This window comes from Pseudomonas sp. SIMBA_068 (assembly GCF_046534705.1).
GTDB classification, from domain to species: Bacteria; Pseudomonadota; Gammaproteobacteria; order Pseudomonadales; family Pseudomonadaceae; genus Aquipseudomonas; species Aquipseudomonas putida.
Genome location: NZ_JAWRYI010000002.1, coordinates 534909 through 548378, shown reverse-complemented (window position 1 = coordinate 548378; position 13470 = coordinate 534909). Strand labels below are relative to the sequence as shown.

Sequence of the window (13470 nt, the reverse complement as noted above, 5' to 3'; positions counted from 1 at the left end):
GCAGTAAAGATTGATGAATTACCACTGGCGCTTGTCTGGGCGTGTCAACCCCAGCTTCTCGATCCTGTAACGCAACATGTCCCGCGACAACCCGAGCATCCGCGCCGATTTGGTCACATTCCAGTCCGTACGGTCCAGGGTCTTGCACACCAGGTCGCGTTCCATGTCCGGCAGGCTGGTGCCTGGCTCCGGGTCGTGCCGTGGCATTTCGAACATCGCTGGGGCCGGTTGCTGCACCAATGGCTCGTCAATCAAGGTCATGCACAGGTTCAACTGGTGCGCCTGCACCACCTCGTTCGGCGCCAGCAGCACGGTCTGCTCCAGCATGTTGCGCAGTTCGCGCACGTTTCCAGGCCAGCTATAGCCCAGCATCAGGCTCTCGGCCTCGGCGGAAAACCGCAGGTTTGGCTTGCCATAACGCCGGCCATGGTGGGCCAGGAAATGCCTTGCCAGTAACAGGATGTCCTGGCCACGGGCATACAGGCGCGGCACCTTTATGGCGATTATGCGCAGGCGGAAGAACAGGTCGCGGCGGAACTTGCCCTGCTGCACCATCTGCTCCAGGTTGCAGTTGGTGGCACTGATCACTCGCAGGTCTACCTTGCGCTCCTTCACCGCACCAATCCGGCGGATACTGCGATCCTCCAGCAGCTTGAGCAGTTTGGCCTGCAGCACAAGGTCCATTTCGCCGATCTCGTCGAGGAACAAGGTACCGCCGTCGGCGGCCTCTACCAGGCCCAGCCGTCGCTCCTTGGCATCGGTGAATGCCCCCTTCTCGTGGCCAAACAGTTCGGCTTCCAGCAGGTTGGCAGGGATTGAGGCGCAGTTGAACTCGATGAACGGGCCTTTGGCGCGAGATCCATCAAAATGCAGGGCGCGCGCCACCAGCTCCTTACCAGTCCCGGTCTCACCTTCGACCAGCACCGGTGGCAAATCGTCGCTGGCCATACGCCGCTCGGCATCCAGCACCTGGCGCAGGGTGTGCTTGAGGGTGAGCATCACCGACGACTCGCCGATCAACGCCTGCAACCCGGACTTCTGCGCCTCGCGCTCCTGGTAGAACGACAGCGTGCGCTCCATGCGCTCGGCAGCCAGGGCCTTGTCCAGGGTCAATTTGAGCTCGGCAAGCACTACCGGCTTGGTCAGATAATGGAAGGCGCCCTCCTTCATCGCCTGCACGGCATCTTCGACATTACCGTAGCCGGTCATCATGATCACTTTCAGGCCCGGCACCTGCACCACCAGGCTGCGCAGCAGGTCGTGCCCGCTCATGCCTGGCAATGAGTTGTCGGTCAGCACCGCGTCGGGCTGGGCCCGCTTGACCTGCTCCAGCGCAAGCTCGGCGCTGTGGCACACGGTGACCTCGAAGCCCTTGAGGCTGAGGTAGGTGCGAATGTTGTCAGCGAGGATTTCATCATCCTCGACTACCAGGATGCTGTGCTCCATGGTCCCCTCCCGCTGCGATATTGAATGTAAGGCTGACGCGGGTTCCTTCCTCTTCGCGGCTGCGAAGGCTGACCGAGCCGCCAAAACGTTCCATGATGCGCTTGACCAGGGCCAGGCCTACACCGAGGCCGCCCTGCTTGGTCGTGAAGAACGGCTTGAACACCATCCGCTCCTGCTGTTGGCTCATGCCTTTACCGGTGTCGGTGAGCACAAACTCGGCACGCTGGCCGTCCTTAACATTGACCTGGGCGGTCAGCATGCCGCCTGCCGGCATGGCCTCCAGGGCATTGGAGAACAAGCTGTTGAGAATCTGCGTGAGCTGCAGCGGCTGGCTGGCCACCCACTGCTCATCAGGCCCTTCGAAATGAAAGCGCACCCCGTTGCGCTCGATCTGCTGGACGAACGCCAGGTGGGTGTCCTCGATGGCCGCCACCAGGTCCACCGCCTCGGCCTCGTCGCTGAGCGGGCGCAAGGACACCAGCAGGTCGCGTACCCAACGCGACATGCGGTCCACCTGGCTGATGATGTCGGTAATGCTCTTCTGCGCTGCGGGGTTGGCGATTTCCTGGGCCAGTTCGGCGCTGGAACGGATATTGGCCAGCGGGTTGCGCAGGCTGTGCGCCACTGCAGACGACATCTCGCCCAGTGCCACGTAGGTTTCACTGGCCACCAGCCGGTCCTGTTGCAGGTTCAGCATCTGCGCCGCCCGACGTACGATCCAGAACAGCCCGAAGTAGATCAACGCCCCGCCTACCAGGGTCGAAGCCCAGATCAGCACGTAGCCGCGCTGGATGCGCCGTATCAGGTCTTGCGGCTCCTTGTAGATCTCCACCATGGCCATTACCTGTTCGCCCTGGCTGTCGAAAAGCGGAATGTAGTTCTCGATGAACAGGTAGCGCGGTTGACGCAGAAACTTCTGCTCTTCGCGGTCATCCTCGGCCTTGTGGTAGCTGGCCGACACCGCCTTGCGCGAGCGGAAGGCGCGATCCAGATCGCCATCGGCTTCTATCCGCTTGCCGATCAGCTCGACGTTGGTGGACCACACGATGGTGCGGTCGCGGGCGTAGACATTGGCCAGCAAGGTATCAGGCAGGTGCTCGACATGGTCGAGAAATTCGACCCGGGTCGATTCGGCCAGCGCCGGGGTGAACTGCAAGTGCTGCTGGTCCAGGCGCGGGTCGAGCAGTTCACCCATGGTGGTGCCCGGTGGCAACTGCGAATGCCGTACCTCGGCCTGGGCCATGGCCTGAATGAACTGCGCGGTCAGCATCGCATCACGCTGCACGCTATCGCGGACCACAAAGCGCGTGGACACATAACCCAGCCCCCCCGCCACCGCCGTGATGATCAACAGGCTGATGACCGAAAACCAGCGCAACAGGTTGAATTCACGCAATGGCACAGCCAGACCGCTGGCAGTCGCACTGGCCTTGTCGCGAACGTCGTTTTCCAGCATCTGCATCGGGTGGTTCCCGCACAAGGCGTCCGTTCAGAAATGCATCAAGGCCAACCAACAGCAGCCAGCTGATAGCACCCCGCCTGGGCAGCCATAAGCTGCCATGTGTCACGTGTCGCGCTTCGCCTATCACGCTGCAAGAACTCGGCCAGCGCACGGTACAAAGTAAAAATGCATATCTTTCAGTACCTTAGTAGTCCCTTTTAAAAACTATCTAAAGATCAGGTCCCACATTTGGGTACTAATAACCCAAAAACAATTAATCGCTTTAAATCAATAGGTTGCGTTGGATTTTCAAAGCGCTTTAACAAGTCCTCGCCAAGCGGAAATTCAACGACACTCGCGTACCATGGCCTTCACTGCTGCTGAGCCTGACCGTGCCGCCGAAGCGTTCCATGATGCGTTTCACCAGCACCAGCCCCACCCCCAACCCACCCTGTTTGGTGGTAAAGAACGGCCGGAAGGCCATGCGCTGCTGCTGTTCGTTCATACCCTTGCCGTTGTCGGACAGGCGCAGGGTCAGGCTGCGCCGGTCATGGCGCACCACCTCGATACGCAGCCGTCCGCCCTGCTCCATCGATTCCAGCGCATTGGCGATCAGGCTGCTGAAAATCTGCCGCAGTAACGCCGGATGCCCCAATACCTGTACCGCCGGTAACGGTTGCAGGTCCAGGCTCACCCCGCCACGCGCCAACTGCACGGCGTAGCTCTGCAGGCTCTCCTGCAAGGCCAGCGGCAAGTCCACCGCCACCGCCTCATCGTTCAGTGGGCGCAGCGACTGCAGCATCTGGCGGATCCACTGCGACATGCGGTCAACCTGGCTGATGATGTCGTTGATATTGCGCTGTGCCGGCCCTTCGTCGAACGCCTGGGCCAGCTCGGCACTGGAGCGGATACTGGCCAGCGGGTTGCGCAGGCTGTGGGCCACCGCTGAGGACACCTCGCCCAGTGCCACATAGGTTTCGTTGTTGATCAGCCGCTTCTGCTGCACTGCCAGCAACCGCGCAGCGCGGTGCATGATGCCGTACAGGCCAACGTAGACCAGTGCGGCGCCCACGGTGATCGCCAGCCAGATCAGTATCAGGCCATGCTCGATGCGCACGATCAGGTCATGGGGCTCTTTATAGATCTCGACCATCGCCGTGACGTGCTCGCCATCAGCAGCGAACAGCGGAATGTAGTTTTCGATGAACAGCTGCTCGGGCGGGGTGACAAACTTCTGCTCGGCGCGAGCCTTTTCGAAGTTGTGGTAGCTGGCCGAGACTCGCATCTTGTACTCGAAAGCCCGCTCCAGGTCGTCGTCGCTGTCAATCAGCTTGCCAATCAGCGCCGGGTTGGTGGACCAGATCACCATACGGTCGGGGGCATAGATATTGGCCAGCAGCATGTCTGGCAGGTGGGCGATATGGTCAAGAAACTCGCCGCGGGCCTTGCGCCGGGCATCCGGGTCGACGTCCGGCAGGTTGCTGCGGTCGGTGCGCGGGTCCAGCAGCTCGCCCATTGTACGCACGTTGGGGATCGACACATGGCGCACTTCGGCGTCGGCGATGGAGGTGATGAATTGTGCCGTGAGCAAGGCATCGCGCTCAACGCTCTCATCGATGATGAATCGGCTGGAAATCAGCCCCAGGCCGACAGCCACCGAAAGGATGATGGCCAGGCTGACCCAGGCATACCAGCGCAACAGGTTGAACGGCTTGCGTGGGGCTGTCAGCTCGTTACCGGCAGGCACTTCGATGGCGTCGGAACGGGGGGCGATGTCCATGGCGGGCTCCACAGCTGGGCACCTTCAGAAGGTTATAGCCCAGACCTGGGGAAACCGTAGTGCTAAATTGATGGCAACCGCCGAAGGGTACAGGGACCGCGTAACCTCTGACAGGCAAATTACAGTGGCGAATCATTCGCCAACCCCTGCAGCTTGCGGTATTCGCGCAGCACCGTGGGCACATAGCGCCGGGTCTCGGCAAACGGCGGCACGGCGCCGCGCCGCATCACGGCGTCCGGCCCAGCGTTATAAGCTGCCACGGCCAGCGTTATGTCGTTGTCGAAGAGGGTAAGCATCTGCTTGAGGTATCGTGCCCCGCCCTTCACGTTGTCCTCAGGGTCCAGGCGGTCTTCCACGCCCATTTCGCGGGCGGTATCCGGCATCAGTTGCATCAACCCTACTGCCCCCGCCCGCGAACGGGCCTTCGGGTTGTAGCCGGACTCGGCCTTGATCAGCGCATGCAGCAGGGCCGGTGGCACGTTGTGGATGCGCGCTGCCGTGGCGACCACCTCGGCATAAGGGCGGCCGGTGATCATCTGCGCATTGGCCGGGCCAGCCTGGGCCACCTGTTCGCTGATCACCTTTTCATAGTGGCGCCCGGGTCGATGGACGTTGGTCAGTACGTAGCCGCCCTTGGCATCGATGGAGATGTACACATCGGCCTGGGCGGCACCTGCCGCCAGCCAGATCAAACCGAGGATGAGTCCACGCATGACGGTTGCCTCTTCGTCGTGGCCCCCGAAGTGGGGGAAATGCCCCGGAAAACCCGAGGTCGATGACCACGACGCAAGCACTGTGCCGCTTCCTGTACCGCATGGCGCAAGGCCCCGAGGCAGACGTGCACGGCTGTTGCATGGTGCCTGGCAACCCGTGTCCCCATGCAGTGGAGGGCTTCACCATGCAGTGCAGAACCAAACCGCAACGTGGCTTCACCCTGCTCGAACTCCTGGTGGTGCTGGTGGTGCTCGGCCTGTTGGCCGGCATCGTCGCGCCCAAGTACTTCAGCCAGCTCGGTCGCTCCGAAGCCAAGGTGGCGCGGGCGCAGATAGAAGGGCTGAGCAAGGCGCTGGATTTGTATCGCCTGGAGGTCGGCCACTACCCCAACAGCGAGCAAGGCCTGCAGGCCCTGGTAACCGCCCCCAGTGGCGAAGCACGCTGGACCGGCCCGTATCTGCAGAAGGCCGTGCCGCAGGACCCATGGGGCCGCCCTTACATCTACCGGCAACCTGGCGAAAACGGTGGTGAATACGACCTGCTGTCGATGGGCAAGGACGGCCAGCCCGGCGGTGATGGGGAAAACGCCGAAATTACCAGCTGGCAGTAAGGAGAGTGGCCATGCGCTACAGCCTCAAGGCCCTGGGCAGACAGGGCGTGGTGCAGTTGCAGATCGACGCCGAGGACGCCGACCAGGCCCGCCGCCAGGCCGAGGACCAAGGCTTGCGCGTGCTCAGCCTGCGCAGCAACGGCGGCGCCTTGCGCGGTATGGCCTGGCGACGCGAAGCAGCATTCGACCTGGTGCTGTTCAGCCAGGAACTGTCGACCCTGCTCAATGCCGGCCTGCCGCTGATCGACGCACTGGAGAGCCTGGCAGAAAAGGCCCCTGCATCCGCCACACGCAAGGTGCTGGCCGAGTTGGTACGCCAGCTGTACGAAGGCCGTTCGCTGTCCCAGGCCCTGGGCCAGCAACCGCGGATATTTCCGCCGCTGTACGTGGCGCTGGTGCAGTCCAGCGAACGCACCGGTGCGCTGGGCGACGCCCTCACGCGCTACATCAGTTATCGCCAGCGCCTGGACCTGGTACGGCAGAAGCTGGTGGGGGCCTCGGTCTACCCGTTGCTGCTGTTGCTGGTGGGTGGCGGCGTGGTGCTGTTCCTGCTCGGCTATGTGGTACCGCGTTTCAGCCAGGTGTTCGAGGGCATGGGTACCGAATTGCCCTGGCTGTCACGGGTGTTGATGCAGATCGGGCTATTTTTGCATGCCCAGCAACTGCCGCTGGCGCTGGGCACGGTCGTTGGGGGCACGGCGTTGTGGCTGCTACGCCGCCACCCACGGGTACGGCGCTGGGCATCCTGCCAGTTGCGCCGCCTGCCGGCGCTGCATCAACGCTTGATGATGTACGAGCTGGCGCGCTTCTATCGCTCGTTGGGCATCCTGCTGCAAGGCGGTATTCCCATCCTCACCGCCATGGGCATGGCCCGCGGCCTGCTCGGCAGCGCAGCAGCCCAGGGCTTGGGCCAGGCCAGCCAACGGGTGGGCGAAGGGCTGCCATTGTCCGATGCGCTGGAGGCCGGGCACCTGGTTACACCCGTGTCGCTGCGCCTGCTGCGGGCCGGAGAGCAATCCGGCAACCTGGGCGAGATGCTGGAACGCTGCGCCGACTTCCATGACCAGGAAATCGGCCGCTGGGTGGAATGGTTCGTGAAACTCTTCGAACCGCTGCTGATGACGTTCATTGGCCTGCTGATCGGCCTGATCGTGATCCTGATGTACATGCCGATCTTCGAACTGGCCTCAAGCATTCACTGAATGGCCAGGCCCAGGCTCTCGCGCAGAGTGCTGCCTTCGTAGGCCGTACGGTACACCCCGCGCTCTTGCAGCAACGGCACCACCTGCTGGGTAAACCGGCGGAACTGCCCGGGGTGGCCGATGTAAATGTTGAAGCCATCCAGCGCCCGCGCCTCGAACCACTCGGTCATTTTTGCCGCTACCGTTTCAGCCGAGCCAACGAAGGCCCCTGGGCGCAGCTTGCGCCCGAATTCCACCGCCTGGCGCAGGCTGAACCCCTGCTCCCGGGCTTGGTCGGCGATGCGCTTGGCGTTGGTGAAGAAACTGCTGCGTGCGTGCTCCAGGCTTTCCTGGGGGAACGGAGCATCAAGGTCATACTGGCTGAAGTCATGCCAGCCGAAATTGCGTCCGAACTCCTTGAGGGCCAGCTCGAAGCTATGGTCCTGCTGGTGGTAATGGCGTTCGATCTCGCGGGCGTGTTCGTCGGTGTCGCCCACATAGATCTCGGCACCAGGCAACACCAGCAGCTGCTCGGGGTCGCGCCCCAGCCGCATCGCGCGGCCTTTCACATCGCGGTAGAACGCCTGGCCCTGCTCGATGCTGGCGGCATGGGTAAAGATGACATCTGCCGTGGCTGCCCCAAGCTCGCGCCCTTGCTGCGAGTCCCCGGCCTGGAAAATCACCGGCTGGCCCTGGGGGGAACGCTGGATATTCAATGGTCCTACGACCGAGAAGTGCTCGCCCTTGTGGTGCAGCGCATGCATCCGGCTCGGATCGAGGAACTGCCCGGTGGCGCGGTTGCGTGGGAACGCGCCGTCTTCATAGGATTGCCAGAGGCCCTGCACCACCGCCACGTGCTCCTGGGCGCGGGCGTAACGGGTGTGGTAGTCGTAGTGCTCGTCACGGCCATAGTTGCCGGCAGTGCCAGCGTCGCCGCTGGTGACCACGTTCCAGCCAGCGCGGCCCTTGCTGATCAGGTCCAGCGAGGCCAGGCGGCGGGCGACGTTGAAGGGTTCGTTGTAGGAGGTGGTCAGGGTACCGACCAGACCGATGTTGCGGGTAGTCACTGCCAGTGCCGAGAGCAGGGTCAGCGGCTCCAGACGGTTGAGATAGTGCGACGGTGAGCCGGGGGTGATGTACTGGCTGTCGACGATGAACATGAGGTCGAACAACGCCGCTTCGGCCTGGCGGGCGATGTCGATGTACCAGTCGATGTTCACGCTGGCATCGGCGGGCAGCTCCGGGTCGAGCCACAGGTTATGCCGGCCAGGGCCGCCGCAGCCCATGGTCAGGGCGCCAAGCTTGATTTTGCGAGTAGTCATGGTCATTCCTCAAAAAGGTTCTGCCTGTAACGGCCCTATCGCCGGCAAGCCAGCTCCCACCGGAGCCCCTAAGGCCGAAGCCCAACGGTGTACCTTTGGGAGCTGGCTTGCCGGCGATAGGGCCATTACAGAAGTGCTTAGTGGTCGAGCGCTGCCGCGAACGAGGTATCGAACAGGCTCGACGCCGGGTAGTTCTTGATCAGCCCCAGCCCGGCAAAGAAGTCCACGGTCTTCTGCGCATCCACGATCACCTGCGGGTTCAGCGGCGCGACATCGGTACGGGCGCGGGCAAACCAGATGCGGGCAATGTCGCGGTCGGCACGGGTGCGTTTGGCCCAGGCATCGGCATAAGCCTCGGTATGGGCCGGGTCGCTCAGAGTCCAGTCACGGGCCTTTTTCAGGCGCTGCAGAAAATCACTGATCTGCGCCCGCTTGGCCTCCACCGCCTTGGCATTGGCCACCACGAAACTCTGCGCCGGTATCAATCCTTCGGCCGTGGCCAGTACCCGCGCCCCTTGGCGCTCCTGCTGGGTGACATAGGGCTCCCAGGTCGCGATCACATCCACCGAACCGCCATCCAGGGCATGCGAGGCATCCAGGGCGCTGAGGTAGCGCAGCTCCAGGGCATCACGCGGCACGGCGGCCTTGTCCAGCGCGCTGAACAGCAACTGCTGGCTCCAGGAGCCCTTCCAGATCGCCGCACGTTTGCCGCGCAGGTCTTCGAGGCTGTGAATGTTCGAGTCCTTGCGCGCCAGGATCGCCACGCCATCCAGGTTCTGCCGGCTGACCGCAATCACCTTGATCGGCGCGCCCAGGGCGCCCAGGAACAACGGCGGCGCATCGCCCAGCAGGCCGATGTCCAGGCTGCCCACGTTCAACGCCTCGGCTACCGGCGAGCCGGCCGTGAACTGCTTCCATTCCAGGGTATACGGCAGGTCGTCGAGCACGCCGGCCGCTTCCATCACCGCTCGAGCATTGAAGCTCTGGTCACCGACCACCAGGGTTTGCGCGGCAGCGGCCAGGCTGAGGGAGCTGGCCAGCACACCAGCGGCCAATTGTTTGAGGTATCGCACGTTCGTCTCCAGGTACCGTCGGGTACATCAGGCCGATCCGCGCGTGCGGTCTCGTGGGGGCATGGGGCTCGCATATTCAATTTAAATATAACCAGCGCATTGCTTATACATTATCGATTAAGCGCAGCGCCGTGAAATTCGTTTTGGGCATAACCTAATGCTTTGCTCACGTCCCCATTTCAAAACAGATCCGACAATCTGTAAATGCGTTATTTGCATATTAGCTTATTCATATTTTTACTTTTGAGAATATTCAGTGTGTTTGCTAGGGTTTACCCAAACCGTCAGCCGAGCCTGAACCATGAGCCAACCCCTGCGCCTTGAGCGCCTGCGCAATTTCATCGACGCGCTTGCGCAACTGGTGGACCAAGAAACCGACGAAGCCACCCTCCTCGACCACGGCCAGGGCCTGCTGCGCAGCCTGGTTGCCCATGACGACTGGTTGCCCGAGGCACTGGCGCAGCCAGACCCGGGCCGCTACCAGCAATATTTGCTGCATTGCGATTCGCGCCAGCGCTTTTCCATCGTCAGCTTCGTCTGGGGGCCAGGCCAGCAGACACCGATCCACGACCATCGGGTCTGGGGCTTGATCGGCATGCTACGCGGCGCCGAATACTCGCAAGGCTTTGCCCGTAGCGAAGATGGCGCCTTGCTGCCATCGGGCGAGCCTGTGCGCCTTGACCCCGGCCATGTAGAGGCCGTTTCGCCGCGCATCGGCGATGTCCATCAGGTCAGCAACGCGTTCGACGACCGGGTGTCGATCAGCATCCACGTGTATGGCGCCAACATCGGCGCCGTCAGCCGCGCGGTGTACCTGCCCGACGGCAGCGAAAAACCGTTCATTTCCGGCTATTCCAACAGCCTTCTGCCCAACATCTGGGACTTGTCCAAAGAGAACCCTGCCCCATGAGTACCGTTGCTACCCGGTCCTATCAAGACATTCGCCGGGCCTTGCTGGCCCATGAAGAACTGGCGCTGATCGATGTGCGCGAGGAAGACCCGTTCGCCCAGGCACACCCCCTGTTCACTGCCAACATCCCCTTGTCCAAACTGGAACTGGAGATTTTCGCCCGCGTGCCACGGCGCGACACCGCCATTACGGTGTATGACGACGGCGAAGGCCTGGCCCGTCAGGCCGCCGAACGCCTGCTGGCCTTGGGGTACAGCGATGTCGCATTGCTCGAAGGCGGGCTGGCCGGCTGGCGCGCTGCCGGTGGCGAGCTGTTCCGCGACGTAAACGTGCCGAGCAAGGCGTTTGGCGAGCTGGTTGAAAGCGTGCGCCACACTCCTTCGTTGGCGGCTGAACAGGTGCAAGCGCTACTGGAGGCCAAGGCCGATGTGGTGGTACTCGATGCTCGCCGTTTCGACGAATACCAGACCATGAGTATCCCGGGGGGTATCAGTGTGCCGGGTGCCGAGCTGGTACTGCGGGTTGCCGAGCTGGCGCCCAGCCCCGCCACCCAGGTCATTGTCAACTGCGCAGGGCGCACCCGCAGCATCATCGGCACCCAGTCGCTGGTCAACGCCGGCATCCCCAACCCCGTGGCCGCCCTGCGCAACGGCACCATCGGCTGGACCCTGGCCGGCCAAACGCTGGCGCACGGCCAAGAGCGCCGCTTCGCCGATGTCAGCGACAACACCCGCGCCGACGCCGCCCAACGCGCGCGCAATGTAGCCGACCGTGCCGGTGTGCTGCGCCTGGAGCAGCAAGCCCTGGCCGCCTGGCGGGCCGATACGCGCCGCACCACCTACCTGTTCGACGTACGTACGCCCGAGGAATATGCCCACGGCCACCTGCCGGGCAGCCGCAGTGTCCCGGGCGGGCAACTGGTGCAGGAAACCGACCACGTCGCCAGCGTGCGCGGGGCGCGCATCGTGCTGGTGGATGACGACGGCGTGCGGGCCAACATGAGTGCTTCATGGCTGGCGCAAATGGGCTGGGAGGTAGCCGTACTCGATGGGCTGTCGGCGCAAGATTTCAGCGAGACCGGCGATTGGCAGGCCCCCCAGCCTGCACTGCCTGCAGTCACCGAGATCGGCGTCGAGCAGCTGGACGACTGGCTGCAAACGCCAGGCACCGTGCTGCTGGACTTCACCAGCAGTGCCAACTACGTGAAACGCCACATTCCAGGTGCCCACTGGGCAATCCGCGCGCAGTTGCCGCAGGTACTGGAACAACTGCCGGTAGCCGAGCGCTATGTACTGACCTGCGGCAGCAGCCTGCTGGCGCGCTTTGCGGCGGTAGACTTGCAGGCGCTTACGCAAACCCCGGTGTACGTGCTGGACGGCGGTACAGCCCGCTGGATTGCGGCGGGCAAGCCGCTGGAAAGTGGCGAAACGCAGCTGGCGGTGGCGCGCACCGACCGTTACCGCCGGCCTTATGAAGGGACGGATAACCCACGTGAAGCCATGCAGGGGTATCTGGACTGGGAGTTCGGGCTGATTGCCCAGCTGGAGCGGGATGGGACCCATGGGTTCAACGTGTTGAGCTGAGGTTGCCGGGGCTGCCAGGCAGCCCCATCATGCCCGCCATCGATGAGTGATCCACACATATCATTCAGCGTGATATTAACCTTCGTCCCGTTCGATTCGTGCCTCACGCGCAACACACTCACACTCCGCCCACTACTAATACATTGGCGGAGTTCTCCATGGAACAATCTCTCAAACCCTTGCGCTTCCCCCTCGCTGCCTTGGCAGTGGTGGTGATCAGCGCTTGCGGTCGAACCCCAGACGCCGTGCAGGCTCCCGCCGCGCCGAAGGTCACTGTGGCCAAGGTGATCGAGCAACCGATCAACGAATGGGACGAATTCACCGGCCGCCTTGAAGCCCCGGAAACCGTTGAAGTTCGCCCGCGGGTAGCCGGCCAGATCGACCAGGTCGCCTTCACCGAAGGCGCCCAGGTGAAAAAAGGCGACCTGCTGTTCCAGATCGACCCACGCCCGTTCCAGGCTGAAGTCCGCCGCCTTGAAGCCCAACTGCAACAGGCCAAGGCCACCGCCATTCGCAGCGCCAACGAAGCGCGCCGTGGCGAACGCCTGCGCGACAGCAACGCCATCTCCGCCGAACTTGCAGAATCGCGTAGCAGCGCTGCCGCCGAAGCCCGCGCCGGGGTCGACGCGATCCAGGCACAGCTCGACCTGGCGCGCCTGAACCTCAGCTTCACCCGCGTCACCGCGCCCATCAGTGGCCGCGTCAGCCGTGCCCAGTTCACTGCCGGCAACATCGTCACGGCCGATGTCACCCCGCTGACCAGCGTGGTGTCCACCGACAAGGTCTACGCCTACTTCGACGCCGACGAGCGCGTGTACCTCAAGTACACCCAGCTGGCGCGCGAAGGCCAGCGTGGCCAGAGCACCCCGGTGTACCTGGGCCTCACCAATGAAACCGGCAACCCGCACCAGGGCCAGATGAACTTCGTCGACAACCAGGTCAACCCGCGCACGGGCACCATCCGTGGTCGTGCGGTGTTCGACAACCGCGACGGCCAGTTCACCCCGGGCCTGTACGCACGCCTGAAGCTGGTCGGGAGCGCCCAGTACGACGCCATGCTGATCAACGACGAGGCCGTCGGCACCGACCTTGGCAAGAAGTTCGTGCTGGTCATGGACAAGGACAACAAGGCCACTTACCGCGCCGTGGAACTGGGGCCGAAGCTGGAAGGCCTGCGCATCGTGCGTAGCGGCCTGGCCAAGGATGACCGCATCGTGGTCAAGGGCCTGCAGCGCGTGCGCCCAGGCTCGCCGGTCACCCCGGAAGAAACGCCGATGGCCAGCGAACAGACGCTCGCCGCCCTGGCCCAGCAGCGCCAAGCACTGGAGGCCAGCAACCCGGCGCCGAAGGTGGCGGGCAACAACGTGAAAGTCGCCAGCGCCCAGGCGCCACGCGGTTAAGGGAACATAC

Annotated in this window: 11 protein-coding genes; 5 read left to right on the top strand and 6 right to left on the bottom strand. The window is 63.2% G+C overall.

The features are described from left to right. Nucleotides 1-18: 18 nt before the first annotated feature. From SB756_RS08735 to SB756_RS08720, 4 genes are all read right to left on the bottom strand, one after another. Nucleotides 19-1446: a sigma-54-dependent transcriptional regulator gene (locus SB756_RS08735; protein ID WP_016499894.1), complete on the bottom strand. Its 1428-nt coding sequence runs from the start codon at nucleotides 1444-1446 to the stop codon at nucleotides 19-21. Further along, nucleotides 1415-2908, bottom strand: coding sequence for a sensor histidine kinase (locus tag SB756_RS08730; protein ID WP_410910669.1), 1494 nt, complete (start codon nucleotides 2906-2908; stop codon nucleotides 1415-1417). The genes SB756_RS08735 and SB756_RS08730 overlap by 32 nt, the downstream gene beginning before the upstream one ends. A gap of 298 nt (nucleotides 2909-3206) precedes the next feature. After that, nucleotides 3207-4667, bottom strand: coding sequence for a HAMP domain-containing sensor histidine kinase (locus SB756_RS08725; protein WP_341795680.1), 1461 nt, complete (start codon nucleotides 4665-4667; stop codon nucleotides 3207-3209). A gap of 119 nt (nucleotides 4668-4786) precedes the next feature. Continuing rightward, the gene (locus tag SB756_RS08720) at nucleotides 4787-5380 is read right to left on the bottom strand and encodes a lytic transglycosylase domain-containing protein (RefSeq protein WP_341795681.1); all 594 of its coding nucleotides are present in this window, start codon (nucleotides 5378-5380) and stop codon (nucleotides 4787-4789) included. 185 nt (nucleotides 5381-5565) lie between these two features. On the opposite strand from SB756_RS08720, the gene gspG reads away from it, so the two are divergent. Next, nucleotides 5566-5991, top strand: a complete 426-nt coding sequence (gspG, locus tag SB756_RS08715) for a type II secretion system major pseudopilin GspG (protein ID WP_410910711.1) — start codon at nucleotides 5566-5568, stop codon at nucleotides 5989-5991. Nucleotides 5992-6002: 11 nt separating this feature from the next. Continuing rightward, nucleotides 6003-7193 carry a type II secretion system F family protein gene (locus SB756_RS08710; protein WP_016499899.1) on the top strand — a complete coding sequence of 397 codons (1191 nt, stop codon included), beginning with the start codon at nucleotides 6003-6005 and terminating at the stop codon, nucleotides 7191-7193. On the opposite strand, the gene SB756_RS08705 is transcribed toward SB756_RS08710, so the two are convergent. Together SB756_RS08705 and SB756_RS08700 are read right to left on the bottom strand one after the other, a co-directional pair. Then, complete coding sequence (locus SB756_RS08705; RefSeq protein ID WP_410910668.1) at nucleotides 7187-8494, bottom strand: LLM class flavin-dependent oxidoreductase; 1308 nt, start codon at nucleotides 8492-8494, stop codon at nucleotides 7187-7189. The genes SB756_RS08710 and SB756_RS08705 overlap by 7 nt on opposite strands. Nucleotides 8495-8631: 137 nt before the next feature. Continuing rightward, nucleotides 8632-9567 carry an ABC transporter substrate-binding protein gene (locus SB756_RS08700; protein ID WP_341795684.1) on the bottom strand — a complete coding sequence of 312 codons (936 nt, stop codon included), beginning with the start codon at nucleotides 9565-9567 and terminating at the stop codon, nucleotides 8632-8634. A gap of 301 nt (nucleotides 9568-9868) precedes the next feature. On the opposite strand from SB756_RS08700, the gene SB756_RS08695 reads away from it, so the two are divergent. From SB756_RS08695 to mexE, 3 genes are all read left to right on the top strand, one after another. Next, nucleotides 9869-10477 (top strand): cysteine dioxygenase, encoded by a 609-nt coding sequence (locus tag SB756_RS08695; RefSeq protein WP_410910667.1) that lies wholly within the window; start codon nucleotides 9869-9871, stop codon nucleotides 10475-10477. Beyond that, a complete protein-coding gene (locus SB756_RS08690) occupies nucleotides 10474-12060 on the top strand; it encodes a rhodanese-related sulfurtransferase (RefSeq protein WP_410910666.1) in 1587 nt (528 codons plus the stop codon). The genes SB756_RS08695 and SB756_RS08690 overlap by 4 nt, the downstream gene beginning before the upstream one ends. 158 nt (nucleotides 12061-12218) lie before the next feature. Continuing rightward, a complete protein-coding gene (gene mexE / locus SB756_RS08685) occupies nucleotides 12219-13460 on the top strand; it encodes a multidrug efflux RND transporter periplasmic adaptor subunit MexE (RefSeq protein ID WP_016499907.1) in 1242 nt (413 codons plus the stop codon). Nucleotides 13461-13470 lie beyond the last annotated feature (10 nt).

Bases quoted from the DNA above. Each gene is read 5' to 3' on its own strand.
- SB756_RS08735 (WP_016499894.1), bottom strand. From the start codon at position 1,446: ATGGAGCACAGCATCCTGGTAGTCGAGGATGATGAAATCCTCGCTGAC.
- SB756_RS08730 (WP_410910669.1), bottom strand. From the start codon at position 2,908: ATGCAGATGCTGGAAAACGACGTTCGCGACAAGGCCAGTGCGACTGCC.
- SB756_RS08725 (WP_341795680.1), bottom strand. From the start codon at position 4,667: ATGGACATCGCCCCCCGTTCCGACGCCATCGAAGTGCCTGCCGGTAAC.
- SB756_RS08720 (WP_341795681.1), bottom strand. From the start codon at position 5,380: ATGCGTGGACTCATCCTCGGTTTGATCTGGCTGGCGGCAGGTGCCGCC.
- gspG (WP_410910711.1), top strand. From the start codon at position 5,566: ATGCAGTGCAGAACCAAACCGCAACGTGGCTTCACCCTGCTCGAACTC.
- SB756_RS08710 (WP_016499899.1), top strand. From the start codon at position 6,003: ATGCGCTACAGCCTCAAGGCCCTGGGCAGACAGGGCGTGGTGCAGTTG.
- SB756_RS08705 (WP_410910668.1), bottom strand. From the start codon at position 8,494: ATGACTACTCGCAAAATCAAGCTTGGCGCCCTGACCATGGGCTGCGGC.
- SB756_RS08695 (WP_410910667.1), top strand. From the start codon at position 9,869: ATGAGCCAACCCCTGCGCCTTGAGCGCCTGCGCAATTTCATCGACGCG.
- SB756_RS08690 (WP_410910666.1), top strand. From the start codon at position 10,474: ATGAGTACCGTTGCTACCCGGTCCTATCAAGACATTCGCCGGGCCTTG.
- mexE (WP_016499907.1), top strand. From the start codon at position 12,219: ATGGAACAATCTCTCAAACCCTTGCGCTTCCCCCTCGCTGCCTTGGCA.